The sequence below is a fragment of the Poseidonibacter antarcticus genome (genome assembly GCF_003667345.1).
Lineage (GTDB): Bacteria > Campylobacterota > Campylobacteria > Campylobacterales > Arcobacteraceae > Poseidonibacter > Poseidonibacter antarcticus.
In genome coordinates this window covers 24,081-50,230 of record NZ_RCWF01000013.1, presented here as the reverse complement: position 1 = coordinate 50,230, position 26,150 = coordinate 24,081, and the positions used below count along the sequence as shown (strand labels likewise).

Sequence of the window (26,150 nt, the reverse complement as noted above, 5' to 3'; positions counted from 1 at the left end):
TTCTTAAAGAAAAACTCCATTTACAAAATAAAATCTAATTACATAAAAAGTACAAATAAATACAAATAATGTATTAAAAATAAGTGAATATTTCAAGGTATAATCAAGTGATTTATTTACAAAAAGTTTAAGTGCTGAGTATGCAAAAGCATAAAATACTCCTAAAAATAAAGAACCCCAAATAAAGTAACCTATATAAAAATACTCATGTTGCAGCATACAAAATGGGCATTTATGTGTTGGTAATTCATAGATATATGTTCCAAAAAAGTAGGTAACTGCATAATAAGAGATGTAAAGGAATAAAATATTTACAAGTATATTTAGGTATGGATTTTTTTGAATGTTAACAAATATACTAAGAAAATATAATAAGTAAAAAATCACTAAAAGCATTGGAATATTTAAGTTAAATGGTATTTGTCCACCTGTTGAACTTGCTCCAAAAATTACTGAACAACAAAGAACTGGTTCTTGTGTTGAGATATTTGTTAAGTATAAAATATCAAGAGTAGTTTCTATTACTATAAGTGCAAATATAAAAATAAAAAACCAAAACTTTTTCTTTGTATATGGATATGTTTTCTCTTTTAAATCAAGTGTATTTAAAATCATCCAAATACCAATAAAAAACAATAGAACAACTTTAAAACCTAAAAGAGGTTGACCATATTCATTTGCTCCAATAACACCAGCTGCACACATCGCACCAGGGACTATATTGGATAGTATATCAATACTATAAGCAAAATAAGGAAGTAGGAATATTTTGATTATCATTGTAAATGTTATAATTAATATTACTAAATATGAACGTTTTTCAAGTTTATATTGTGTTTGTGTAGTTTTTGAATAATCCCAGTTTTTAATAATTGAGATTGAATAAAAAAAAGAGATAGTAAGTAAAACTAAAAGTGTTATTTGTGTAAATAAAAATACTATGATTTCATTTGATAAAAGTACGCTATTCAAGTATCTCTCCATTTTTTATATTTATAATATCATTTACAAAATCAAGATTATCAAAAATAGGATCGTGTGTTGCTATGATAATTGTTTTTTTTAGTGCTTTTAATTTTCTCATTACTTCAATAAATTTTAATGAGTTATTAGTATCTAAATTTGCAGTTGGTTCATCACAAAGTATAATATCAGGATTATTTACTAAAGCTCTTGCAATGGCAACTCTTTGTTTTTCTCCACCTGAAAGGTTAGAAACTGTTTCATTTTTTTTATGTTCTATATTTGCAAGATTTAAAGTTATTTTTACTTTTTCATTTATTTGTTTTTGTGTAAATCCTATAGGTATTAATGGAATTGAAACATTCTCAGAGACATCTAATTCATTAAAAAGATTATATGACTGGAAAATAAATCCTAGGTTTTTAGCTCTATATAAAGATGCGTGCAAATCAGGTAATTTTGCAATACTATCATCATCTACAATTATATCACCGCTAGAAGGCTTAGAAAGTGTTCCTAAAATTGAAAGTAGGGTAGATTTTCCAGATCCACTTACACCTTTTAATATCACGCAAGATGAAGTTTGTATTTGTATATTTATGTTTTTTAATGCGTGAAACTCTTTTTTTGTATTTTGATTAAATACTTTATTTAACTTATTGACTTTTATCATTTCATACTCTCATGTGCATCTATAACTGCAATTTTCCAAACAGGAATTAAAACTGCACTTATAAAAGGAATTATAAAAAATATAAATAGTGTTACAATACTTGAAAAACTAATATTTGGTATAAATGAAACATTGTTTTCCAAGTTATGAAATCCTAAAAAAATATTACTTAAAAGTGGTGCATCTAAAATAAATACAAAAATATAAGCAAAAATAATTCCAATTAAAAAAGCTAAAAATGCAACTATAAAAGTTTCAAAAATTTTTAGTTTTATAATATCTTTTATACTCCACCCAACAGCTTTTAAAATTCCAATTTCTTTTTTGTCAGATGAAGAAATCATTGTATATCTTTGGTATAAAATTAATACAAAAGTTATCATAACAATGATAAATAAAATTAAAAATAATCCACCTTTATAATTATATAAGTTTTCATAGGCTTTTTTAATATCTTCTTTTTGGATAACTCTAATGTCTAAATGCTTTAAAATCAATTCAACTTTTACATTTGGTCTTTCTAATTCATTTGGGACATTTAATATAATATCACTTGATTCATCTTCATTTATATTTAATATCTCTTTTGCAAGTGAAATATCCATTATAATCAAATCATTTGCAATTAAATTACTAGCTTTTGGAAGGTCTTTAAAAATGGATACTTTTTTTAATTCTCTATTAGATAATTTAAAAGAATAATCATTAGAATAATAAAATTTATCAAATTGTTTTTTAACGCCATTTCCTATAATCATAGAATCTTTTTCAAGGAAAACAGAAATATTCAATTTTGATAATAGTTTTTTAATATTTTTATTTATATTTTCTTCAAATAAATCAACTCCAACGATTGTAAAGTATTTTTTTGAAGGTTGGAAATAATATTGTCCATAAACTCTTTGTTGAACATTTTTCACTCCATTGATTTGTGAGAAATCTTCTATCCAAGAATTAGGAATATTTATGATTCTTCCTTGATTCATTTTTTGTACTACAAAATCACTTTGTGCATCTAGTGTTGAGAATAACTCTTTTTGTATTGATGAAGACATAAATAATACTGAAGAAATTAAAAATACAATAAGTACAGAGATTAGGGAAATAGCGATATGCTTTGATTTATGTTTATATATCAAAAGAAATAAGAAATTAAAAAAAGTACTATTTTTCATATATAAAATCCAGATAATTTATTTTTTGTTGTTCGGGGTAAAATGTATAAGAATAATCTTTATAGAATCTAATTCTAGGTTCGTAAATTGTATTTGAAGTTACTAGTCCTGGAAGAGTTGTTATTGAAGAAATACTTTTTGTAAGTTCATAATTAGTATTATTTATTTTTGAATGAATAAAAATAAAATAAATAAATATAGAAAATAAAATAGTAATTATTAAAATAAAATTCTTTGATAAAGTAGTAATAAAAAACTCCTATAATTTGTTGGATATTCTATCTTTTATTAATTAAATAAGTGTTAAATATTAATAATAAAAACTTATGATTTTTTTCCATATTCTATGTTTTTACCATTTTTATCTTGTAAAGGATATTTAATTGCATTTAAAATCATTTTTTCATTTATAGCCTCTTCTAAATCTATATCTAATTTCATACATATTCGTATTAAATATATTGCAACATCGGCAATTTCTTGTTTTGCATGTTCATGATTTTCTTTTGATAAATTAGCAGATTGTTCTAAACTTAACCATTGAAATATTTCAAGTAATTCAGATGCTTCAACGCTTAATGCCATACTTAAGTTTTTAGGATTATGAAATTCTTCCCAATTTCTTTGTGTTGAAAACTCTTGTATTGATTCTTTAATTTTTTCTATATTCATAAATGTTCCTTTTCTGTGCATGAATAATTATTATATAGTAATTATTCAGGCTCTTATAAGAGATATATAATAAAAAGTATATAATTATAATAATAACAAAGGAGAGCTTTAATGCCAAATAGACAACAAATTGACGAATTGAAAAAAATATTAGTTCTAAGAAAAGAAACAATCTTAAAAAATATAAATGGAAGCAGAGATAATATTGATCAATTAAAAGCTCAAGAAGCAAAAGATGAATTAGATCATGCAGAATTATTAAGTAATTCTTTTAAAGAAGGAATGATTGCAAACCATCAGTTAGATGAATTAAAACAAATTGAAGAAGCAATTAAAAAAATTGATGATGGTTCATATGGTACTTGTAGTATGTGTGGAGTTACTATTCCTATTGGAAGATTAAAAGCAAAACCATTTGCAAAGTTTTGTACTGAGTGTAGAGAAGTTTATGAGAATGAACAAACAAAAAAGAATTCATAAGTGATTAAAAGATTTTATTCTTCTTCAAATAAAGTATTGAACTTCAAATTTGTTCAAAATGATCAAGATTTTATAGTTACTGAACTTCCAATTAGATTTTCAGGTCATGGAAATTTCATTATTTTCAAAGTTGAAAAATCTAATATGGATACATGGGAACTTATTGATAGACTTTGTGATTATCTAGGAATATATTCTAATGAGATTGGTTATGCTGGATTAAAAGATAAAAGGGCAACAACAACCCAATATCTTTCAATTCCAAAGAAATACTCAAAAGAGATGAAAGCTTTTAGAAGTTCAAAAATAAAAATTTTAGATTCAACTTTACATAATCAAAAATTAAATATTGGTGATTTAGAAGGGAATAGATTTAAAATTAATCTTCACGATGTTGAAATTGAAGAGCTAAATCAAATTCAAAAAATCATAAAAAAAATATCAAAAAAAGGTATGCCAAATTATTTTGGTTACCAACGTTTTGGTAAAGAAGTAGAAGAAAACTTTCAAAAAGCAAAAGATGTAGTTTATGGTGATGTTATTATCAAAGATAAAAAGTTATCTAAGATGTTAATCTCAGCTTATCAAAGTAGTTTTTTTAATGAGTGGTTAGTAAATAGATTAAAATTTAATGAAGAAGATTTTAAACTATTTGAGGGCGATATTTTCAATGAATTTAAAAGAGACAAACTTTTTACTGCAAAAAGTATTACTGATCAGATTTTAAAAGATTTTCAAAATCAAAAAATATTACCAACTGGACTTTTACCAGGTCGTAAAGTATTCAGAGCTATGAGTGAAGCTAGAGTTATTGAAGAAAAGTATGATGATATGTATATTCAAGAAAAAGGCTATAGAAGAGATGCAATCGTTTTCCCTAAAGATATTACTTGTAAGTATAATAGTGGCGAGAAAATGTGTACGTTAGAGTTTTCATTGCCTAAGGGTTCTTACGCAACAGTATTAATTGAAAATATAGCAAATAGGAATTTACATTAAGTAAAACTATTAGGGAATTCCCTAATAGTTGTTTATGGAAGTGTTATTTTTCTACTTTCAGTATAAACTTTATTATTAATAACAATTAATCTTTCTTCATTATCAAAATCAAAATGATAAATTTTATCATTTGTAAAATCATTATCTATATTTATTATAAAATTTTGTGACTCTATTGCATAAAGTGAGTCAGTATATGTAAGTGCATAGATTTTTGAGTATTTATATTTCTTACTTGCAATTTCCTCTAATGCTAAATTTAATTTAATTATTCTACCATCAATTGTAGCTAAATAAATGCTTTCACCATTATTAATAATATCTCTTATCTCATAATCTTTTGAGACGATATTTTTTGTAGAAATAGTTACAACTTTATTTGCAGTTGCAGCAATTAAAGTTTGTTTATCTTGAACTACTTTAAGAAATATAATATTATTAAATTCACTATCTAAATCAACAGATATATTTTTTACTGATTCATTTGTTTTAGTAGAAACAATAAGAACTTTTCCATTTAATGTTGGGAAAAGTAATAAGTTACCCATAAAGTGTGGATTTGCAATTCTAGTATCATTTGCTAAAGATATTGACATATATTCTTTAAAAAGAGTTTTTTTTGTGTCTATGTCTAATAATTCAATAGAGTTATTAGAATAAATTAATGCTAGCTTATTATCTTTTAATGATGCTGCAACTACAACATTTCCTATATCTAATTCTTCATTTCCTATTAATAATTTGTCTTTGTAATTTGTAGCAAGTACTTTTCCTGTATTACTAACATTTAAAAACTGAAAATCTTTAGGAAGTTTAAATTTAGATACACCATCTCTTGTTACAATAGTACCATCTTCTAATGTTGCACCTTCTCTATTCATAGATTTAATAGATGAGGGTAATGAAGATTCTTCTACTTTTAAAGTATCGCTTACATTCTCTGGTTCAAAATATTTTTTACTTTCACATGCTGTTAATAAAAATAATATAGCTATTGAAATAAAAAGTTGTTTCATAATCTTTCCTTATTTAGTAAGTAAATGATGTTGTAATAAATTTGATAATTCAGATGCTTTAGATGATTTCTGAATTAAATTAAGTGCAATTTTTGCTTCTTTATATTTTCCTTCATTAACTAAAATCAAGGCTTTATTAAATATTGCAAATTCTTTTAATAAAAAATCATTTTGCATTGATAAATCATTTAATTTACTCACATCACTATTTGTTAATGCTTTTTGATATTGTGTTAATTCCTTTAAATAAGGAATTTCTGTTTCTGGGTATTTCCCATCTTTTTTCGCTTGTAAATACAAAGCTACTTCATAAAGTTTTTTATTTGATTCTTTTAAAGTATTAAGAGCATCTTTATCATCTGGATTAGAAACTACTTTATCAAACGCTATATTAGCGGTAATTGTATTTTTCTTTTCTATATAACTATTTATACCAAATGCAATAACTGCAACAACTAAAATTACAAGAAGTCCTATTATTAAAGATTTGAATTTCTTATAAAGTCTTTCAACTTTAACAAAACCTTCTAAGAATTTTTCTTCACTGTTTAATTCATTTTTAACGAAATCAACATTTTCTTTCATACTCATTTTTATAAACCTTTTTTAAAACTAATTGGTATAGTACAAAACTTTTAATAAAACCTTACTTTTATAAACTTTTTTGTATAATTTATCTTTATAAATTTTAAAGGTTATATACATATGAAGAAATTATTATTAGCTTCATCTATTGCATTATTATTAACTCAATCAATTTTTGCACAAGAAGAAGCTCCTGAAAAAACAAGATTTGAATCACTATCGAAATTAACAAAAGTAATTGGCACTGTTGAAAAGTATTATGTTGACGATATTAAATTAGAAGAAATTGTCAATAAATCATTAAAAGGTCTTATGCAAGAACTTGATGCTCACTCTACTTTTCTAGATGAAAAGTCTTCAAAAGAGATGAGTATCCAAACGAAAGGTGAGTTTGGCGGTTTGGGTATTACTGTTGGTTTAAGAGATGGTGCTCTAACTGTAATTTCACCTATTGATGATACTCCAGCTTTTAAAGCAGGAGTAAAATCATCTGATATCATTTTAAAAATTAATGATAAATCAACATTAAATATGACATTAGATGAAGCTGTCTCAATTATGAGAGGAAAACCAAACACTGATATTTTATTAACAGTTGTTAGAAAAGGTGAAAATAAACCTGTTAAAATAAATATTACAAGAGATATTATTAAAATACAATCTGTTTTTGCAAAGACTTTTGAAGATGAAGATTATTTATATCTAAGAGTTACAAGTTTTGATAGAAAAGTTGTAGATGGTTTAGAAAAAGCTATTAAAAAAAATCCAAATGTAAAAGGTTTAGTTCTTGATTTAAGAAATAATCCAGGAGGATTGCTTTCTCAAGCAATCGGAGTTGTTGATCTTTTTGTTGATAAAGGTGTAATTGTCTCTCAAAAAGGAAGAAATGCAGAAGATGAAGAGAAATTTGAAGCATCTGTATCAAATACTATTTCAAGATTACCAATGGTAGTTCTTGTAAATGGTGGTTCTGCATCGGCTTCTGAGATTGTTTCAGGGGCACTACAAGATCATAAAAGAGCAATATTAATTGGTGAGAAAACTTTTGGAAAAGGTTCTGTTCAAGCAATTTTACCTATTACAGAAGATAGAAAAGAAAGTATTAAACTTACAATTGCAAAATATTACTTACCAAGTGGTAGAACAATTCAAGCCAAGGGTGTTACACCTGATATTATTGCTTTTGCTGGTAAAGCAACTCAAGGTGAAGACTCGGAATTTAAAATAAAAGAAGCAGACTTAAAAAAACATTTAGAAGTTGAACTTGAAAAAGTTGATACAAAAGTTAAAAAAGATGAAGAAAAGAAAACAAAAAGTAAGAAAGTTATTTCAAAAGAAGATGTATTAAATGATAACCAATTAAACACTTCAGTTGGAATTTTAAAATCATTAATTATTATCAATAATGTTAAATAAAGGATAGGAAGAGTAAATGAAAATAAGTGATATTATAGCACTTGGTCTTTGGCCTGAATCAAAGAAAACAACATCGCAAAAAGGTATTAAAGAATTAGAAGAGTTGGGTTATAACCTATTTTATATTGGTAAAAATGCAGATCTTTATACTTGTCCGGGTAACGATCCAAAAGTATTATTAGTAAGAAGTGATAGATGTTCAGTTTTTGATATTCCATTAAACCTTGAAATTGAAGGTAAGGGTGTTTCACAAACTGCAATTTCAAATAGTGGTGCTGCATTTGCTAGAAAATCAGGAATAAGAACAGCTATTTTAGCTGAGAAAATGGATGAATCTTTAAATATAGCTCCAAGATGTCAGCTTATGGAATTATGTAAACCCTTAGAAGCTAAAATTGATGGAGAATTAGTTCAATTTGAACTTATTTTTAGAAATTATTTAACAGGTTCACTTTTTGAAGCATGTCAAAATGGAAAAGATCCTTATGGATTAGATTTAGGAAAAGATTTAGAACAATGGCATAAATTTGAAACACCTATTTTTACTCCTACAACAAAAGGTACAAAAGATGTTCCTTTAAATACTGCAAAAGTAAGAGAAGTTTTCCCTGAAATAGTTTCAAGTTTAGAAAAATTATTTAAAGAATTTACACAATTTGCATTAGATAATAATATTGTTATTGTTGATACAAAATTTGAAGTTTTCGTAAATGCTTCTGGAGAATGGGTATTAGGTGATGAAGTTTTAACACCAGAAAGTTCAAGATTTATTTCAAAAGAAAATTTTGATAATGGAAACTATATTTCAATGGATAAACAAATTCTTAGAAATTTTGGTAAAGAAGATAATTGGAAAGAAAAAGCAAAAACTTTAAAACCTGGTCAAAAACTAGATGTAATAGTTCCAGATTCTATTAAAAACACGATTTTAGAGGGTTATAGTAGAATACATGAAAGTTTAAGTAAATAATAATAAACCAATATAAGACATTTTTAGATATAATCGCAAAAATATAAAAAAAAGGTAACAAATGAAAGCAATTGTAAACATAGCATTAAAACAAGGTGTACTTGATGATCAAGGTAAAGCAACTCATCATGCTTTAGATACTTTGGGATTTAAGCAAATAGTAAATGATGTAAGAATTGGTAAACAAATTATTATTAATCTTAACTCTTCTAATGAAACTGATGCTAAAGCAGAAGTTGCAAAAATGTGTGAAAAGCTTCTTGCAAATACTGTTATTGAAGATTACGATATCGAAATAGTAGGTTAATATGAAAGTTTCAGTATTACAATTTCCAGGAACAAATTGTGAGTATGATACACAATATGCTTTTGAAAAATTAGGTGCACAAGTTGAAATTGTTTGGCATAAAGAAAAAAATATTCCAGAAGATACTGATTTATTAGTAATCCCTGGAGGATTTTCATATGGTGATTATTTAAGATCTGGAGCAATTGCTAGATTTGCAAATATTATGGATTCTGTTCAAGCTTATGCTGCTAAAGGTGGTAAAATTTTAGGAATTTGTAATGGTTTCCAAATTCTTTTAGAAGCAGGATTGTTACCTGGTGCTATGAAAAGAAACGATTCTTTACATTTTATTTCAAAATTCCAAAACTTAAAAGTTATAAATAATGATAATTCATTTCTTTGCCTTTTAAAATCAGATGAAGTGGTTGATATTCCAGTTGCTCATCATGATGGTAACTACTTTATTGATGAAGATGGATTACAAGAGTTAGAGAATAATAATCAAATTTTATTAAAATATTGTAATGAAGATGGATCAACATTAAATATTAATGGTTCGGTTTCAAATATTGCTGGTATTTGTAATAAAGAAAAAAATATATTTGGTTTAATGCCTCATCCAGAACGTGCAATGGAAGAATTGCTTGGTTGTGATGATGGAGTAAGAATGCTTAAGGGTTTTTTACAATAAAAGTATAGATAAGTCTATACTTTTATTAGTTAAAAGCTAAATATGAAAAAAATACTATTTCTAATAATTTTAGTAAATACTTTATTATCAATAAATTTATTTGCTGCAAAAAATCTTTATGTTTCCTATCAGCAAGTTCCAAAGCAAGTTTATAAAAATCAAAGATTTGAAGTTAATATTAAAGCTTTAATTACTACAAAGAATTTTGATTATATTACAACATCTTTTTTAAATTCTAAAAATATAAAAGTTCTTAATCCTAAGGCTAAATGGAAAAATACTTTTGATGCTAATTATGAAGTAAAATATTTTTTTAAAGCTAATAAAGGTAATTTTACTTTACCAGATTTTTCTATTAAACTTGTAAAAAATGGCGATATAATAGAAACTTCAAATTTATCTTCAGCACATATATCTTACTCTGATATTGCAAGAGGTAATGAAAGATTTTCTAATATAATTGCAAAAGATTTTAAGTTAAAAGCTTATAAAACAAAACAATATAATAATAAAGAATCTTTAACAATAATTGATATTGATGCGATTGATTCGAATTTAGAAGACTTTTATCTTCATGGTATAAAAGAACAAGGTACTTCAAAATTAGATAATAATTATCCTAAACAGAATTTAATTTATTATCTTGTTTTACCTGTACACAAAAAGAAGGTTGAATTTGATTATTATAATACTACAACAAAAAATTTTATTACAATTACTGTTCCTTTAATTTTACAAAATGAATTGGTTAGTACTCAAACTGATTTAAACCCTAATGATTCAAGTTTTGAAAAATATAAAAAAATAGCTTTAGTAATTTTATTAATTGTTTTTATAATAATATATATAATAAAGAGAAATAAGATATATCTGATTATTTCAATAATTTTATTAATTATTTCAATAATTTATTTAATGCCCAATAAAACAGGAATTGTTAAAAAAGATTCATATATTTATATATTACCTACAGATAAATCTACAATATTTTTTCAAATAAAGAATGAAGAAAAAGTTGAAATTTTAAATAAAAAAAGAGAATTTATTAAAGTAATGGGAATTAAAAATAAGTTTATTGGTTGGATAAAGGAAGAAAATCTTGGCAAGAATTAGGGGAATAATACTTTTAATACAATTTACAATAACTGTTGCAATTACAGTTTTATCAATGTATATATTTAGAAATCATACTCATAAAGTTATAAAACTTTGGATGAAAATCCAAATAAGATTATTAGGTATTAAAATCGAATCTGTAGGCAAACTAGATGAGACATGTGATTTAGTATTAATGAATCATCAATCTTTACTTGATATTATTGTAATGGAATATGTACATAATAGAGATTTAGCATGGGTTGCTAAAAAAGAGATTGCAGATTTATTCTTTTTTGGACATATAATAAAAGCACCAAGAATGATATCTATTGACCGAGAGAATAAAGCAGGAATAATGCATTTATTTAAAGAAGTAAAAGATAGATTAGATAAAGGACGACCAATTGCTATGTTCCCTGAAGGAACTAGATCTGATGGAACAAAAATGCTTAAATTTAAAGCAGGTGCAAAAATGGTTGGAAATAAATATAAATTGAGAGTTCAGCCTGTAATTATGTTAAATACAAGAAATATAGTAGATTCTAAAAAATTAACAGCTACACCAGGAACTGTTAAGATTATATATTTAGATCCTATTCAAGCTGATAAATCAACTACATGGTTTGAAGATACTGAAATAAAAATGAAAGAAGTATTTAACAAAGAGATTAAAAATTATGCCAATTAGTTGGCAAACTATTTTAGCAATTGGAGCTGGAGGTTTTCTTGGTGCAATTATTAGAGCTTATAGTGTTCATTTCTCTAATAAATATATTCCTTTAGATATTCCAGTTGGAGTATTAATTGTAAATATAATTGGTTCTTTTATTATAGGAATTCTTTTTGCGTATTTTGCTCATATTACAGTAAGTGAGTCGTTAAAAGCATTTCTAACTACAGGCTTTTTAGGAGCACTTACTACTTATTCTACTTTTGCTATTGAGTCTTATTTACTTTTTGGAACATCAATATATCTTGCAATTACAAATATACTTTTAAATGTATTTGGAACTATAATATCAGCAGGTATGGGCTACAAATTAATTCATTTCCTTTTACGATAAATCACAAAAAATTTTTAAGCATTAAAAAGTTATAATAAGCCTAAAATTAACATAAGGATTTTTCATGGGTATGCCAGGCGGAATGGAATGGATATTAATTGCTTTAGTAGTATTACTACTATTTGGAGGTAAGAAAATACCTGAGTTAGCTAAAGGTCTTGGTTCTGGAATTAAAAACTTTAAAAAAGCTGTAAAAGATGATGAAGAAAATGACATTGCTGAAAACAAAAATGATGAAATCGAAAAAAAAGCTGATGCTAAAGTAGAAGACAAAAACGAAACTAAAGTATAAGAGTAAATATTGCAAAATTTAGTAAAAGAATACATTGAAAATATATTAGAAACTAACGTTGTTCTTGAAAAACCGAAGGATGTCTCTTTTGGACATTATGCAACACCTGTTGCATTCTCTTTAGCAAAAGAATTAAGAAAATCTCCGATGATTATCGCAGATGAATTGGCTTTAAAATTTGAAAATTCAGAAATGTTTGAAAAAGTTGAAGCTGTAAAAGGATTTATAAACTTTAAACTATCAGCAGCATTTTTACAAAAGCTTGTTGATGAATCTCTTTTAAATGAAAATACATTTGCAAAAGAGACAAATAAAAATGAAAAAATTCTTTTAGAATACGTTTCAGCAAATCCTACTGGTCCTTTACATATAGGTCATGCAAGAGGTGCTATTCAAGGTGATACTATTGCACGAGTTGGAAGACATTTAGGTTTTGATATTACAACTGAGTATTATGTAAATGATGCAGGTGCTCAAATGGATATGCTAGGACTTTCAATTTCCTTAGCTGCTAGAGAATTTATTTTGAATGAAGATGTTGAATATCCTGAAACTTATTATAGAGGTGATTATCTAGTTGATATTGCCAAAAAAGTTATAGATAAATTTGGAGTTGAAGTATTAAAAGATGAATCTAAATACAAAGAAATCGCATTTTTTGCAAAAGATTTAGTTTTAGAAATTATTGTAAGTGATTTAAAAGATTTAGGTATTGAGTTTGATACTTTTGTATCTGAAAAATCTCTTTACTCTGCTTGGGATGAAACTAAAAAAGTATTAGAAGATAATGATTCTTTATATACAAAAGATGATAAAGTTTGGATTCGTTCAACAAATGTTGGAGATGATGTAGATAGAGTAGTTGTAAGAGATAATGGAATACCTACATATCTTGCAGGTGATATTATTTATCATAAAAATAAATACGATAGAGGTTTTGACAAATATATAAATATTTGGGGAGCTGATCATCACGGTTATATAAAAAGAGTAAAAGCAGCAATTGAGTTTTTAGGAAATGATTCTTCTAAGCTTGAAGTACTTTTATCTCAAATGGTTTCACTTTTAAAAGGTGGAGAACCATATAAAATGAGTAAACGAGCTGGAAATGTTATCTTAATGTCTGATATTACAAATGAAATTGGTTCAGATGCCCTAAGATTTGTATTTTTAACTAAAAAAAGTGATACACATTTAGAGTTTGATTTAGATAGATTAACTAATCAAGATTCTTCAAACCCAATTTTTTATATTAATTATGCACATGCAAGAATTAATCAAGTATTTAAAAAAGCCCAATTAACTTTTGATGATATCAAAAATGAGAGTTTTGAAAATCTAAATCAAGATGGTTTAAATTTGATTTATGAATCTTTATTATTGAATTCTGTATTAAACGAAGCATTTGAAAAAAGAGAAATGCAAAAAATTACTGAATATTTAACTTCATTAGCAGGTTCTGTTCATAAGTTCTATAATGATCATAAAGTAGTAGGTAGTAATGAACAAAATATGTATTTAAAAGCTTTAAGTATGGCAGCTTTAAGTATTAGAGTAGGTTTAGATTTATTAGGAATAAAAGCTAAGGAGAAAATGTAATGAAATGGTTTATAATTATTTTAATAATAGCTGTTGGTATCGCAATTTTTACTGGAAATATGGGTGGAGCTAGAGATGCTACAAGTAATTATAATAAAATTTTAAGACCTGCACAGTAATTAAAAAGAGAAATTATTCTCTCTTTTTAATATACTTCTTTATTGTCTAATTTACTTAAGAAATCTTCTAAAGTATATTTAGCTCTATATTCTTCACTCATTAAGTGAATAAACATATCACCTAAATCTATTACAGTCCAATTTTCATCTTCATTTACTCTTAAGAATTCTTCACCTAATGGTTTTAGTTCTTCTTTTAAGTAGTTTAATAATGCAAATCCATGTTTTGAGTTTAATGTAGTTGCAATTACAACATAATCAACAATATAATCTTTTGATGTTAAATCAATTACATCAATATTTTCAGCTTTTTTTTCATCTAAAAGCGTTTTAATAGTTTCTAATCTATTCAAGAATTAACCTTTTTTGTTTCTTTGAAGTTTTATTATATCTTCTTTTATTTGTATAGGGATAAAGTTTAAATCAATTTTATTTCTTAGTTTTGTAGAACTAATATTAATATTGATTTTTAAGTTTTTAAACTTAGCAAATTCACTATCAATAAAACCTTCTCTTGAGACAACTACAAAATCAACTAAAGTTTTAAGTTCATTAATTTTATACCATTTATTTAAATTTTTTACATTATCCGCACCAATAATCAAATAAATTTTTGATGGATTATATAAATTTTTTAGATACTTGATAGTCTCAATTGAATAAACAGCTCTATTTTGTTTTATTTCATAATCACAAACTTCTACCTTTTGATTATTGAAAAAAACTTTTTTTAATAATTGTTCTCTTATTTTTGGTTTAAAGTGAAAGCTATTTTTAAAAGGGTTTAAATATGTAGGTACTACAAATAATTTATCAATATCAAGTTCTTTTACTGCTTCATTTACTATTGCTTCATGAGCTATGTGAACAGGGTCAAAACTACCACCAAATACTGCAAGTTGCACCTAATTTATACCTTTACTATATACTTAAATAATATTATAGCAATTTTTGGATAAAATATCTACCAATAAAGATTTATACAAAGGGAAATTATGGCTGTTAAAGTTGCAATTAACGGATTAGGAAGAATTGGAAGATGTGTAGCAAAAATTGTTGCTTCAAGAAATGATGTTGAATTAGTGGCTGTAAATGCTAGTGGTAGTGAAGAAATGATTCAATATAATCTAAGATATGATACTGTTCATGGAAATAAACAAGATATAAAAGTTGAAAATGGGTTTATTACTATTGGAACAGATAAAGCAAAATTATTAAGCGAACGTGATCCATCAAAATTGGATTTTGCAACATATGGTGCTGATGTTGTTTTAGAATGTACGGGTGCATTTTTAACGCAAGAAGCGTGTCAAGCATATGTAGATAATGGAGTTAAGAAAGTAGTTATGTCTGCTCCTGCAAAAGATGATACTCCAACTTTTGTAATGGGTGTAAATGAGAAAACTTATAAAGGTCAAGCTATTGTTTCAAATGCTTCTTGTACGACAAATGGTTTAGCACCAGTTGCGAAAGTACTTGATGATACATATGGAATTGAAAAAGGTTTAATGACTACTATACATTCATATACAAGCTCTCAACCTATCTTAGATGCAAAAGATAAAAAAGATCCAAGAAAAGGAAGAGCAGGGGCTACAAATTTAATTCCAGCATCAACAGGTGCTGCTAAAGCCATTGGTAAAGTTATGCCTCACTTAAATGGTAAATTAAATGGTCAAGCAATTAGAGTTCCAACTCCAAATGTTTCATTAGTGGATTTAACAGTTACGCTTAAAAAAGATACAAGTCTTGAAGAAATTCAAGCAGCATTTTCAAATGCTTCAACAGGAAATTTAAAAGGAATTTTAGGTGTTGATACAGAAGGAAGAGTAAGTTCTGATTTTAATGGAGAAATATTATCATCAGTTGTTCCTTTAGATACAATTCAGCTTATTGAAAATAATATGGTAAAAGTTCTTTCATGGTACGACAACGAATGGGGATACTCAACAAGACTTGTAGACATGGGTGTTCACGTAACAAGAAATTAATTTTAATAAAGGCAAATATAAATGAAATTACAAGAACTTAAAAATATTGATATAGCAAGTAAAAGAGTATTTATTAGATGTGACTTTAATGTACCCATGGATGCTGATAACAATATTACAGATGATAGAAGAATTAGATCAGCATTGAGTACAATTAGATATTGTATAGATAATGATTGTTCAATTATTTTAGCATCACATTTTGGTAGACCAAAAAATGGTTTTGAAGAAGGGTTTTCTTTAAAACCAATTGCGAAAAGATTGCATACTTTATTAAAACAAGAAATAAAAATGGCACCTAGTATTATTGGTGAAAAAACTATTGAAATGGCAAAAAATTTACAATCTGGTGAAATTTTGCTTTTAGAAAATATGAGATTTGAAGCTGGTGAAACTAAAAATGATCCTGAATTAAGTAAAAAATTAGCATCAATGGCAGATGTATTTGTAAATGATGCTTTTGGTGTTTCACATAGAGCCCATGCATCAGTAGAAGGAATTGCACAACATTTTGATATTAAATCAAAAGCAGCTGGATTCTTACTTGCAAAAGAGATTAAATTTTTTCATCATATTGTTCATAATCCAACTCGTCCATTTGTTTCTATTGTTGGTGGATCAAAAATATCTGGTAAACTTGAAGCTTTATACAATTTAGTACCAAAAGTTGATAAAATTATTATTGGTGGAGGAATGGCATTTACTTTCCTTAAAGCCTTAGGTCATGAAGTAGGAAAATCATTAGTTGAAGATGATTTAATTCCTGAAGCCTTAAAAATTATGGCCGAAGCAAAGAAATTAGGTGTAAAACTATATTTACCAGTTGATGTTATTGTAGCAGAAGCATTTAATGAAGAAGCAATTGCTAAGTTAGTAACTGTTCAAGAAATGCCAAGTGAATGGATGGGATTAGATATAGGTAATGCTACAGCACAATTATTCTCTCTTGCTTTAAGGGATGCTAATACAATTTTATGGAATGGTCCAATGGGCGTTTATGAAATGGATAAATTTGCAAAAGGAAGTACTAAAATTTCTCATGCTGTTGCTTCTTCTTTTGCTACAACTGTTGTTGGTGGTGGAGATACTGCTGATTTAGTTAGAGTAACTGGCGATGAAGATGAAATGACATTTATTTCTACTGGGGGTGGAGCTTCTTTAGAATTAATTGAAGGAAAAGTTTTACCAGGTGTAAAAGCGCTTTTAGTTGAGGAAGATTAATGGCAATTATTGCTTCGAATTTTAAAACTAACCATACAAGGAAATCTACTAAAGATTTTATAAATAATGTAAATGATTTTTTAACTTCAAATAGTATTATAAGTGATGTGTATATTTTCCCCACTTCAACTGCTCTTGATACTTTTGATACTGTTTCTAATCTGACTATTGGGACTCAAAATGCCTATGCAACAGCAAAAGGTTCATATACAGGAGAAATAGGAACAGAACAATTAGATGAATTTAAGATCCAAACTATTTTAATAGGTCACAGTGAAAGACGACATATATTAGGTGAATCGCAAGCTGAAATAGCAAAAAAATTCGCTTTTTATAGTGAACTTGGATACAAAATAATTTATTGTATCGGTGAACCTTTAGAAGTTAAAGAACAAGGAATTGAGAAAACTTTAGAATATGTTTATGAGCAATTTATTGGAATTGATATAAATTATAAAAATTTAATATTAGCTTATGAACCTGTATGGGCAATTGGTACTGGTATTACTGCAATTAATACTGATATTACAAGTGTTCATAAAGCTTTGAAATCAAAAATTAAAAAACCACTTTTATATGGTGGTAGCGTTAAAGTTACAAATGTAGAAGAAATTTGCTCCCTTGATGGTGTTGATGGTGCTTTAATTGGGACTGCTTCTTGGAACTTAGAAGATTTTAAACAAATTATTAAAAATACAAAGGATTTATAAATGTTTATGAAAGGTAAAAAAGGTGTAATTTTAGGTGTTGCAAATAATAAGTCAATAGCTTATGGTATTGCAAAAGCATGTTCTGAACAAGGTGCGCAAATTGCATTTACATACTTAAATGATTCTTTAAAAAAAAGAGTTGAGCCAATAGCTAAAGAGTTCGGAAGTGAAAACTTTGTATACCCTTGTGATGTATCAAATCCTTTAGAAATTAAGGCATTAAAAGAGTCATTAGAAAAAGATATGGGTCAAATTGATTTTATTGTTCATTCAATTGCATTTGCTCCAAAATCTGGATTATCTGGAAGATTTTATGATATTACTAAAGATGCTTTTGATATAGCTATGGATGTATCTGTTTATTCTTTAATTGAAGTTGTAAGAGAGTTAAAACCTTTATTATCAGAACAATCTTCTGTATTAACATTAACTTATTATGGTGGAGCTAAATATATTCCTAATTATAATTTAATGGGTGTTGCAAAAGCAGCTTTAGAAATGACTACAAAATATTTAGCAGAAGACTTAGGGCAAGATGGAATTAGAGTAAATGCTATTTCAGCAGGTCCTATTAAAACTTTAGCAGCTGCTGGTATTAGTGATTTTAGATTTATGCTTAAATGGAATGAAGCTCATTCTCCATTAAAGAAAAATGTAACAACTACTGAAGTTGGAAATTCAGGGATGTATTTACTTTCTGATTTATCAAGTGCTGTTACAGGGGAAATTCATTATGTAGATTGTGGTTACAATATTATGGGTATGCCAGCTGTAAAATTTGATGAAAATGATAAACCAACAATTGCTTGGAATGGTGTTGATAAGTAAATAAATTACTTAAACTTAGAAAAGATTTGAATTCAAATCTTTTCTAAAATTTTAATTTGGAATTTAAAGAATTCTAACTTAAAATTTTAAATGAATAAAAAAATAGGAAATTATAAAAAATGAATATTAATTTTAAAGAATTAGCTAATAAATATCAAACACCATATTATGTGTATGATTTTGATCATATTACAAAACAATATGAATCTTTAAAGGGTGCTTTTAAAGCTAGAAAATCACTTATTGCATATGCAGTTAAAGCAAACTCAAATCTTTCAGTTATTAAACATTTAGCCAATTTAGGCGCTGGAGCTGATTGTGTATCTATTGGTGAAGTTAGACGTGCATTAAAAGTTGGAATTGTTCCTTATAAGATTATCTTTTCAGGTGTTGGAAAAATTGATTCTGAAATTAAAGAAGCATTAGAATTAGATATTTTAATGATAAATGTTGAAAGTGCAGCTGAACTAAATAGAGTTGAAGAAATAGCAAAAGAGTTAAATAAAAAAGCTAGAATTTCAATTAGAGTTAATCCAAATATTGATCCTCAAACACATCCTTATATTTCAACAGGATTACATGAGAATAAATTCGGAGTTGATATTGATACAGCAAAAAGAATGTATATCCAATGTAAAAACTCTAAAAACTTAGAGCCTGTAGGAATTCATTGTCATATTGGTTCTCAATTAACGCAAATAGATCCAATAAAAGAATCTGTAAAAATCATAGCTGATTTAGTAAGAAACTTAAGTGCAATTAATATTGATTTATCATTTATGGATATTGGTGGTGGTTTAGGTATTGTTTATGATGATGAAGTTCTAATTGATGTAAATGATTATGCTCAAAGTGTATTAGAAACTATGTTTGGTTTAGATATTACAGTAGTTTGTGAACCAGGTCGTTCATTAGTAGGAAATGCAGGTGCTTTTGTAACAAAAGTATTATATGAAAAAGTTAATGGGAATAAAAGATTTGTAATTGTTGATGGGGCTATGAATGATTTAATTAGACCAGCACTTTATAATGCGAGTCATAAAGTAGAAGTATTAAATGATAATAAAGAGTTTACAGATTGTAACCTTGTAGGTCCAATTTGTGAAAGTGGAGATTTCTTTGCTAAAAATATTGAGCTTCCTCAAACAAAACATAATGATTTAGTTGTTTTATATTCAGCTGGGGCATATTGTTTTACAATGGCTAGTAATTATAATACAAGAGGAAGAGTTGCTGAAATAGCAATTGAAAATGGGCAAGATAGATTAATTAGAAAAAGAGAACTTTTTGAAGATATAATTGCATTAGAAGAAGAATTCATTAAATAAGTATACTTACAAAAGGATTAAAATGAATGAAGAAGGATTAGACAAGTTAAGAGATAAACTTGATAATATTGATAATAAAGTACTAAAACTAATTAATGAGAGAATGGAAATTGTTCATCAAGTAGGAATTGTAAAAGCTCATAGTGGTGGCGCAATTTATAGACCTGAAAGAGAAAAAGCAATAATTGATAGATTATCAAGTCTTAATGATGGCAAATTAAATAGAGCAGGTATTGAAGCACTTTTTCTAGAAATTTTTGCACTTTCTAGAAATTTTGAGTTACCTGAAAATGTTGCTTATTTAGGTCCTGAGGGAAGTTTTACACATCAAGCTGCGGAATCTAGATTTGGTTCAATGAGTTCATATGTTTCTATTAGTTCTATTAAAGGTATTTTTAGAGAAGTTGATACTAAAAAAGCTAGATTTGGTGTTGTACCAATTGAAAATTCTTCAAATGGAATAGTAACTGATACAATAAATTGTTTAAATAAATATGATTTAAAAATTATTGCAGAAGTTGTACTTGATATTCATCATACTCTTGCTTCTACATGTGATAAAATCACAGATATTAAAAGAATTTATTCAAAAGATATTGCTTTTGAACAATGCCGAAAATTCTTAACAAATTTTGGATTAGATGAAATTGAACATATACCAATTGAATCAACAACAAAAGCTGCAAAAATTGCAGTAAATGAACCTGGAAGTGCAGCTATTTGTCCTCATGTTGGTGCAAAATTATATAATCTTCCTATATTATTTGAGAATATTGAAGATAAAGATAATAATAAAACTAGATTCTTTATAATAAGTGATTTTGAAAATGCTCAAAGTGGAAATGATAAAACTTCAATACTTGTTACTCTTTCAGATAAACAAGGAGCATTAGTAGAATTTTTAACTGATTTTAATAAAGTTAATATTAACCTTACAAAAATTAAATCACATATTGTTGAAGGAAATTCTATATTTTTCATAGATTTTGATGGACATAAAGATGATAAAAATGTAAAAGAAATATTATCAAAATATGATGGTAACGTAAAAATCTTAGGTTCTTACGTAAAAGAAATAAAAGATATTTAATAGAAGAAAGAATAGGAAAAAAGATGAATTTTAATAAAGTATTAGACAATGTTCCAATTTATGAAGCTGGTAAACCAATTGAATTAGTTGTAAGAGAATATGGAGTTAATCCAAAAGATATTATAAAATTAGCATCAAATGAAAATCCATATGGAACATCACCAAAAGTAGTTTCTAAAATAAAAGAAATAGTGCAAAGTATGTCTGTATATCCCGATGATTCAATGTATGAATTAAAAGAAGCACTTGCTAATAAATTTGATGTAGAATCTTCAAATATAATTATAGGTTCAGGAAGTGACCAAATATTAGAATTTTGTGTACATGCTAAATGTGATAAAAACTCAAAGGTATTAATGAGTAAAACAACATTTGCAATGTATGAGATTTATGGGAAACAAGCAGGTTCAACAATTATTAAAACAGAAGACGGTGAACATAATTTAAAACAATTTTCATCAATGTATAAAGAATATGGTGCTGATATTATTTTTCTTTGTTTACCTAATAATCCTTTAGGTGAATGTTTAGATAGAGATGATGTTTATGCATTTTTAGAAACAATTAATAAAGATACTTTAGTAATTATTGATGGAGCCTACCAAGAATATGGTGCATTTAAAGATGAAAAGAAAAGAATCAATCCTAAAGAATTAATTAATTCTTTCCCTAATTGTATTTACTTAGGAACTTTTTCAAAAGCATATGCACTTGGTGGTATGAGAGTTGGATATGGAATCGCACAAGAAGATATTATTAAAACATTATATAAACTTCGAGCACCTTTTAATATTACAACTTTAACTCTTGCTGCTGCTATTGAAGCACTTAAAGATGAAGAGTTCGTACAAGATTGTATTGCAAAGAATTTTGAAGAGATGAAAAGATATGAACAGTATGCTAGAGAAAAAGGTTTTGATTATATTGATTCATATACAAATTTTATTACATTAAAATTTGCAAGTCTTTACTCTTCAAAAAAAGTTGCCCAAGAACTACTTGAACGTGGTTTAATTGTAAGAGATTTAACTGGATATGGTATTAATGCTATTAGAATAACTATAGGTTCAAATGATCAAAATACGAAAGTATTTAAATTATTAGATGAAGTACTAGAAAAATTGAAATAGACCTTGGATAAAATATGAATATAAAAGATAAATCACTAGAAGAATTAGAAGTTTTAGCTCAAGACATCAGAGATAGAATTATTGATGTTGTATCAAGAAAGGGTGGACATTTTTCTTCTACGTTGGGTGCAGTTGAATTAACTATAGGGATGCATAAGGTTTTTGATGCGTATAGTGATCCTTTTATATTTGATGTTTCTCATCAATGTTATCCACATAAACTATTAACAGAACGTTGGGATGAGTTTGAAACAGTAAGACAATTTGGAGGACTAAGTGGCTTTACAAAACCAAATGAATCTGATGCAGATTATTTTGTAGCAGGACATAGTTCAACTTCAATATCACTTGCTGTTGGAGCTGCTAAGGCAATTAAACTTAAAAAAGAAGATAGAGTCCCTGTTGTAATGATTGGTGATGGTTCTTTGAGTGCGGGAATGGTTTATGAAGCTTTAAATGAATTAGGAGATATAAAACTTCCTGTTGTAATTATTTTAAATGATAATGAAATGTCAATTGCAAAACCAATTGGTGCAATTTCAAAGCATCTTTCTAAACTACTTGCAGGTAAAACATATCAAGGTTTTAAAGGTAGAGTTGATTCTTTTATAAAAAATAATATGCCAGAAGGCACTACTTATATTGCTAAAAGAATGGAAGAAGCTATGAAGCTTATTACTCCAGGTATTTTATTTGAAGAAATGGGTATTGATTATATAGGTCCTATAGATGGTCACCATATTGACGAAGTTATTGATACATTACAACTTGCAAAAGATATGAAAAAACCAGTTATTGTTCATGCAAGAACTATAAAAGGGAAAGGTTATGCAATAGCTGAAGGTCAACATGAACGTTGGCATGGTGTTGGTCCTTTTAATGTAAAAGATGGAGTATTTATTAAAAAAGCCTCTCCTAAAGCTGCTACTGCAGTTTTTGCAGATGCTTTATGTGATCTTGCATGTAAACATGAAAATATTGTAGGTGTTACTGCTGCAATGCCTAGTGGTACAGGTATAAACAAACTTATGGAAAAATTCCCAACAAGATTCTGGGATGTGGCAATTGCAGAACAACACGCGGTTACTTCAATGGCAGCAATGGCAAAAGAAGGTTTTAAACCTTTTATTACTATTTATTCAACTTTTCTTCAACGTGGTTTTGATCAGATAATTCATGATGTTTGTCTTTTAGATTTGCCAGTTGTATTTGCAATTGATAGAGCAGGGATTGTAGGAAATGATGGAGAAACTCATCAAGGTGCTTTTGATATTTCATATTTAAGATTTATTCCTAATATGATTGTTTTCGCTCCAAGAGATGACAAAACTTTAATAGATGGTTTATCATTTGCTTATACATTAACAAGTCCAAGTGCTATTAGATATCCAAGAGGTGCTTTTACTCCTGTTGATTTTCCTTTTACCCCATTTGAATTAGGAAAAGCTCAAGTATTAAAAGAGGGGAAATCTTCAAAACTATTTATTGCTTATGGTGCAGCTGTTGGAAGAGCATGTGAAACTGCAAAACTTCATAAAGATGATATTGCGATTGTAGATTTAAGATTTGTAAAACCGTTAGATGCTGAGTGTTTAAAAGATTTAGCTTCAAAATATGATGAATGGTATGTATTCTCTGATTCACAAAAACAAGGTGGAGTAGGAAGTGCAATTTTAGAGTTTTTAAATGATGAAAATATCTCTAATGTAAAGCTTGTATCTTTTGAATATAAAGATGATTTTATAGATCATGGAGATACTAAAGTTGTTGAAGAAAGCTTAGGTCTCTTGCCTTTTCAATTAGTAGAAAAAATAAAATAACTAGATAAAACCTAGAAGTTTAACTTCTGAATTTTATCATATCCATAAACATCATTATAAAATGACAATTTACCATTATTAATTTGAACAGTTTGATATGTTAAATGAATAGGAAGTTTTTTATTTAATCTAATTGTATCAGTTTTTTTACTATCATAAATTTTTCTGATTTTAGTATATGAATACTTTGTATAATTTTTAGATAAGTATTTCATTAAACTTAATGGATGTTCTAATCTAACACAACCATGACTTGTAAATCTAATCTTTTGCTTACTTGATTTAAATCTCCATGTCCCTATTGTATCGTGCATATAAACAGCATAATTATTTGGAAAAATAAACTTCATTCTTCCCATTCCATTTGTATTTGATGGAAGTTGAATAAATTTATATGGAATATACTTAACATTTGTCTTTAAATATTTTTTCCATTTTATATCTTTAAATGTATATTTTTTAGAGCTTAGTTTGTAGCTCTTTCTTATTACAATATTTTTCTTTTTAAGATAGTTTTTATCTTTTAAAGCTTTTGGTATAATCGATTTTTTAGCGATTGAATCAGGGATATTCCATGTAGGATTAACTATAAAATATACTAATTTACTCGAAAGTATAGGAGTTTGAGTATTTTTATCTCCTACAACAGTCCCAAAACTTTTTGTTTTTTTCCCATCTTCATAAAAAGTGAAATTATGTGTAGGAATATTTAATTGAATAAAATTATTACTATTAGAATACTTTAAAAGTTTAAGTCTTTCTATATTTAGTCTTAATTTATTGTACTTTTCTTGTGACAATGAATTTTTATCAAGTTTTTTTATTAATTCAAAAAATTGTGGGTGTCTTGGTGCATATTTATCTAAAATATCTTTAATTGGAATATCTGAATGATACTTTTTTAATAACTTAGATTTATTTATATTTACATTATAAACTTCATAATCCTGATTTAAATCTTTATATTTTTTTTGTTTTAATTGCTTTTTAAATGCACTTTGATTAATACATGAATTACTTAAATTTTTTGTATAAGTATAAAAAAGTTCCTCTAGTTTTTTAGATTTTTTATAATTATTTGGTAAATGTAGAATTTTATGAAACTCATCTTTGCTTCCACATAAAGAGGCATATTTATCACTTTGTAATATTTCTAGAAATTCAACTTCTTTATAGGTTAATCCAGAAATATCTTTTATTATAGCTTCTTGTTCTGCAAATATAGTATTTTGGCTATTTTTTAATTTCATTTGATTCTTATCAGCTATTTTACTACTACAAGCTGTAAAAAAAATAATTAAGAAAATACTAGCTAATATTTTTATAATTTTCATATATAAGCTTTTAATTTCTCAACACAAAGACCCATTGCTGTACTTTCATATCCTTGTACACTTTTTATATATGGTTTACAAAATCCCTCAACCATAATAGCTCCTGCTTTTCCAAAACACTCACCTGAGTTTATATATTCATTCATATGATTTTGATTAAATTTTTCAAATAAATATGTAGTAATTGAAACATCAATAATTTCTTTTTCTTGTGATTTATAAATCATACATGTAATTACTGATGTTTTATTGCCACTTTGAATTTCTAACATTCTTCTTGCATCATTTTTATCTTTTGCTTTTCTAAGAAGTAAACCATTTGAAGTAACCACACTATCTGCAACTAAAAGTGGCATCTGTTTTACACCATATTTTTTATATAATTCTTCAAATTTTCCTTTTGTTGCTTCATAACAAAAAGATTTTGGATTTGTTGTTTTTATACTATCTTCATCAAAAGTTCCGCCATTTTGAATAAAATTTATATTTGCATTCTTTAGTATTAAAGCTCTCGTAGGTGAATTTGAACCAAGTCTAATCAAGATATTCCTTTTTATTTGGATTATACACAATTTGTATATAATATCGTTTTAAAAA

The 26,150-nt window shown here is 26.6% G+C and carries 29 protein-coding genes; 19 read left to right on the top strand and 10 right to left on the bottom strand.

What is annotated here, in order from left to right; genetic code table 11:
• Positions 1 to 3: 3 nt before the first annotated feature.
• The 4 genes from D9T19_RS12655 to D9T19_RS12640 form a co-directional block, all read right to left on the bottom strand.
• Positions 4 to 972, bottom strand: coding sequence for a hypothetical protein (locus D9T19_RS12655; RefSeq protein WP_121628610.1), 969 nt, complete (start codon positions 970 to 972; stop codon positions 4 to 6).
• On the bottom strand, positions 965 to 1,636 hold the full coding sequence (locus D9T19_RS12650; RefSeq protein ID WP_121628609.1) for an ABC transporter ATP-binding protein: 672 nt from the start codon (positions 1,634 to 1,636) through the stop codon (positions 965 to 967). The genes D9T19_RS12655 and D9T19_RS12650 overlap by 8 nt, the downstream gene beginning before the upstream one ends.
• On the bottom strand, positions 1,633 to 2,691 hold the full coding sequence (locus D9T19_RS12645) for an ABC transporter permease (protein WP_228198007.1): 1,059 nt from the start codon (positions 2,689 to 2,691) through the stop codon (positions 1,633 to 1,635). Before D9T19_RS12645 ends, D9T19_RS12650 begins: the two co-directional genes overlap by 4 nt.
• 444 nt (positions 2,692 to 3,135) lie before the next feature.
• Positions 3,136 to 3,483, bottom strand: a complete 348-nt coding sequence (locus D9T19_RS12640; protein ID WP_121628607.1) for a nucleotide pyrophosphohydrolase — start codon at positions 3,481 to 3,483, stop codon at positions 3,136 to 3,138.
• Positions 3,484 to 3,594: 111 nt separating this feature from the next.
• On the opposite strand from D9T19_RS12640, the gene dksA reads away from it, so the two are divergent.
• Both dksA and D9T19_RS12630 read left to right on the top strand, forming a co-directional pair.
• Positions 3,595 to 3,963 (top strand): RNA polymerase-binding protein DksA, encoded by a 369-nt coding sequence (gene dksA / locus D9T19_RS12635; protein ID WP_121628606.1) that lies wholly within the window; start codon positions 3,595 to 3,597, stop codon positions 3,961 to 3,963.
• Positions 3,964 to 4,962 (top strand): tRNA pseudouridine(13) synthase TruD, encoded by a 999-nt coding sequence (locus D9T19_RS12630; protein WP_121628605.1) that lies wholly within the window; start codon positions 3,964 to 3,966, stop codon positions 4,960 to 4,962. It begins immediately after the preceding gene.
• Between the two features lie 32 nt (positions 4,963 to 4,994).
• Here D9T19_RS12630 and D9T19_RS12625 read toward each other — a convergent pair whose 3' ends face one another.
• Together D9T19_RS12625 and D9T19_RS12620 are read right to left on the bottom strand one after the other, a co-directional pair.
• Complete coding sequence (locus D9T19_RS12625) at positions 4,995 to 5,978, bottom strand: hypothetical protein (RefSeq protein WP_121628604.1); 984 nt, start codon at positions 5,976 to 5,978, stop codon at positions 4,995 to 4,997.
• Between the two features lie 9 nt (positions 5,979 to 5,987).
• On the bottom strand, positions 5,988 to 6,569 hold the full coding sequence (locus tag D9T19_RS12620; RefSeq protein ID WP_121628603.1) for a hypothetical protein: 582 nt from the start codon (positions 6,567 to 6,569) through the stop codon (positions 5,988 to 5,990).
• 114 nt (positions 6,570 to 6,683) lie between these two features.
• Between D9T19_RS12620 and D9T19_RS12615 the strand changes: the two genes are divergently transcribed.
• The 9 genes from D9T19_RS12615 to argS all read left to right on the top strand — a co-directional run bounded on the left by D9T19_RS12615 (position 6,684) and on the right by argS (position 13,982).
• Positions 6,684 to 7,979, top strand: coding sequence for a S41 family peptidase (locus D9T19_RS12615; RefSeq protein WP_121628602.1), 1,296 nt, complete (start codon positions 6,684 to 6,686; stop codon positions 7,977 to 7,979).
• A gap of 16 nt (positions 7,980 to 7,995) precedes the next feature.
• Complete coding sequence (locus D9T19_RS12610; protein ID WP_121628601.1) at positions 7,996 to 8,949, top strand: phosphoribosylaminoimidazolesuccinocarboxamide synthase; 954 nt, start codon at positions 7,996 to 7,998, stop codon at positions 8,947 to 8,949.
• Positions 8,950 to 9,010: 61 nt separating this feature from the next.
• Entirely contained in the window at positions 9,011 to 9,256 is a 246-nt protein-coding gene (gene purS, locus D9T19_RS12605; RefSeq protein WP_121628600.1) for a phosphoribosylformylglycinamidine synthase subunit PurS, read from the top strand.
• A 1-nt stretch (position 9,257) separates the two neighbouring features.
• Complete coding sequence (gene purQ / locus D9T19_RS12600; RefSeq protein ID WP_121628599.1) at positions 9,258 to 9,929, top strand: phosphoribosylformylglycinamidine synthase I; 672 nt, start codon at positions 9,258 to 9,260, stop codon at positions 9,927 to 9,929.
• A 42-nt stretch (positions 9,930 to 9,971) separates the two neighbouring features.
• Positions 9,972 to 11,042: a hypothetical protein gene (locus D9T19_RS12595; RefSeq protein WP_121628598.1), complete on the top strand. Its 1,071-nt coding sequence runs from the start codon at positions 9,972 to 9,974 to the stop codon at positions 11,040 to 11,042.
• Positions 11,029 to 11,715, top strand: a complete 687-nt coding sequence (locus tag D9T19_RS12590) for a lysophospholipid acyltransferase family protein (protein ID WP_121628597.1) — start codon at positions 11,029 to 11,031, stop codon at positions 11,713 to 11,715. Before D9T19_RS12595 ends, D9T19_RS12590 begins: the two co-directional genes overlap by 14 nt.
• On the top strand, positions 11,705 to 12,091 hold the full coding sequence (locus D9T19_RS12585; protein WP_121628596.1) for a fluoride efflux transporter FluC: 387 nt from the start codon (positions 11,705 to 11,707) through the stop codon (positions 12,089 to 12,091). Before D9T19_RS12590 ends, D9T19_RS12585 begins: the two co-directional genes overlap by 11 nt.
• A 64-nt stretch (positions 12,092 to 12,155) precedes the next feature.
• On the top strand, positions 12,156 to 12,383 hold the full coding sequence (tatA, locus tag D9T19_RS12580) for a twin-arginine translocase TatA/TatE family subunit (RefSeq protein WP_121628595.1): 228 nt from the start codon (positions 12,156 to 12,158) through the stop codon (positions 12,381 to 12,383).
• 9 nt (positions 12,384 to 12,392) lie between these two features.
• Positions 12,393 to 13,982: an arginine--tRNA ligase gene (gene argS / locus D9T19_RS12575; RefSeq protein WP_121628594.1), complete on the top strand. Its 1,590-nt coding sequence runs from the start codon at positions 12,393 to 12,395 to the stop codon at positions 13,980 to 13,982.
• A 145-nt stretch (positions 13,983 to 14,127) separates the two neighbouring features.
• Here argS and rsfS read toward each other — a convergent pair whose 3' ends face one another.
• Together rsfS and nadD are read right to left on the bottom strand one after the other, a co-directional pair.
• Positions 14,128 to 14,454, bottom strand: coding sequence for a ribosome silencing factor (gene rsfS / locus D9T19_RS12570; protein WP_121628593.1), 327 nt, complete (start codon positions 14,452 to 14,454; stop codon positions 14,128 to 14,130).
• A 3-nt stretch (positions 14,455 to 14,457) separates the two neighbouring features.
• Positions 14,458 to 15,006: a nicotinate (nicotinamide) nucleotide adenylyltransferase gene (gene nadD / locus D9T19_RS12565; RefSeq protein WP_121628592.1), complete on the bottom strand. Its 549-nt coding sequence runs from the start codon at positions 15,004 to 15,006 to the stop codon at positions 14,458 to 14,460.
• 90 nt (positions 15,007 to 15,096) lie between these two features.
• On the opposite strand from nadD, the gene gap reads away from it, so the two are divergent.
• The 8 genes from gap (at position 15,097) to dxs (ending at position 24,219) form a co-directional block, all read left to right on the top strand.
• Positions 15,097 to 16,092 (top strand): type I glyceraldehyde-3-phosphate dehydrogenase, encoded by a 996-nt coding sequence (gene gap / locus D9T19_RS12560; RefSeq protein WP_121628591.1) that lies wholly within the window; start codon positions 15,097 to 15,099, stop codon positions 16,090 to 16,092.
• A 21-nt stretch (positions 16,093 to 16,113) separates the two neighbouring features.
• Entirely contained in the window at positions 16,114 to 17,313 is a 1,200-nt protein-coding gene (locus D9T19_RS12555) for a phosphoglycerate kinase (RefSeq protein WP_121628590.1), read from the top strand.
• On the top strand, positions 17,313 to 18,023 hold the full coding sequence (locus D9T19_RS12550; protein ID WP_121628589.1) for a triose-phosphate isomerase: 711 nt from the start codon (positions 17,313 to 17,315) through the stop codon (positions 18,021 to 18,023). Before D9T19_RS12555 ends, D9T19_RS12550 begins: the two co-directional genes overlap by 1 nt.
• Positions 18,024 to 18,851 (top strand): enoyl-ACP reductase FabI, encoded by an 828-nt coding sequence (fabI, locus tag D9T19_RS12545; RefSeq protein ID WP_121628588.1) that lies wholly within the window; start codon positions 18,024 to 18,026, stop codon positions 18,849 to 18,851.
• A gap of 119 nt (positions 18,852 to 18,970) precedes the next feature.
• Entirely contained in the window at positions 18,971 to 20,179 is a 1,209-nt protein-coding gene (lysA, locus tag D9T19_RS12540; RefSeq protein WP_121628587.1) for a diaminopimelate decarboxylase, read from the top strand.
• 22 nt (positions 20,180 to 20,201) lie between these two features.
• Positions 20,202 to 21,269 (top strand): prephenate dehydratase, encoded by a 1,068-nt coding sequence (gene pheA, locus D9T19_RS12535; RefSeq protein ID WP_121628586.1) that lies wholly within the window; start codon positions 20,202 to 20,204, stop codon positions 21,267 to 21,269.
• A 23-nt stretch (positions 21,270 to 21,292) separates the two neighbouring features.
• Positions 21,293 to 22,399 carry a histidinol-phosphate transaminase gene (gene hisC / locus D9T19_RS12530; protein ID WP_121628585.1) on the top strand — a complete coding sequence of 369 codons (1,107 nt, stop codon included), beginning with the start codon at positions 21,293 to 21,295 and terminating at the stop codon, positions 22,397 to 22,399.
• A 14-nt stretch (positions 22,400 to 22,413) separates the two neighbouring features.
• Complete coding sequence (gene dxs / locus D9T19_RS12525) at positions 22,414 to 24,219, top strand: 1-deoxy-D-xylulose-5-phosphate synthase (RefSeq protein WP_121628584.1); 1,806 nt, start codon at positions 22,414 to 22,416, stop codon at positions 24,217 to 24,219.
• Positions 24,220 to 24,230: 11 nt separating this feature from the next.
• Here the strand turns inward: dxs and D9T19_RS12520 are convergent, their stop codons facing one another.
• Positions 24,231 to 25,553, bottom strand: a complete 1,323-nt coding sequence (locus D9T19_RS12520) for a L,D-transpeptidase family protein (protein WP_121628583.1) — start codon at positions 25,551 to 25,553, stop codon at positions 24,231 to 24,233.
• Positions 25,550 to 26,095: a septum formation inhibitor Maf gene (gene maf, locus D9T19_RS12515; protein ID WP_121628582.1), complete on the bottom strand. Its 546-nt coding sequence runs from the start codon at positions 26,093 to 26,095 to the stop codon at positions 25,550 to 25,552. The genes D9T19_RS12520 and maf overlap by 4 nt, the downstream gene beginning before the upstream one ends.
• Positions 26,096 to 26,150: the final 55 nt, after the last annotated feature.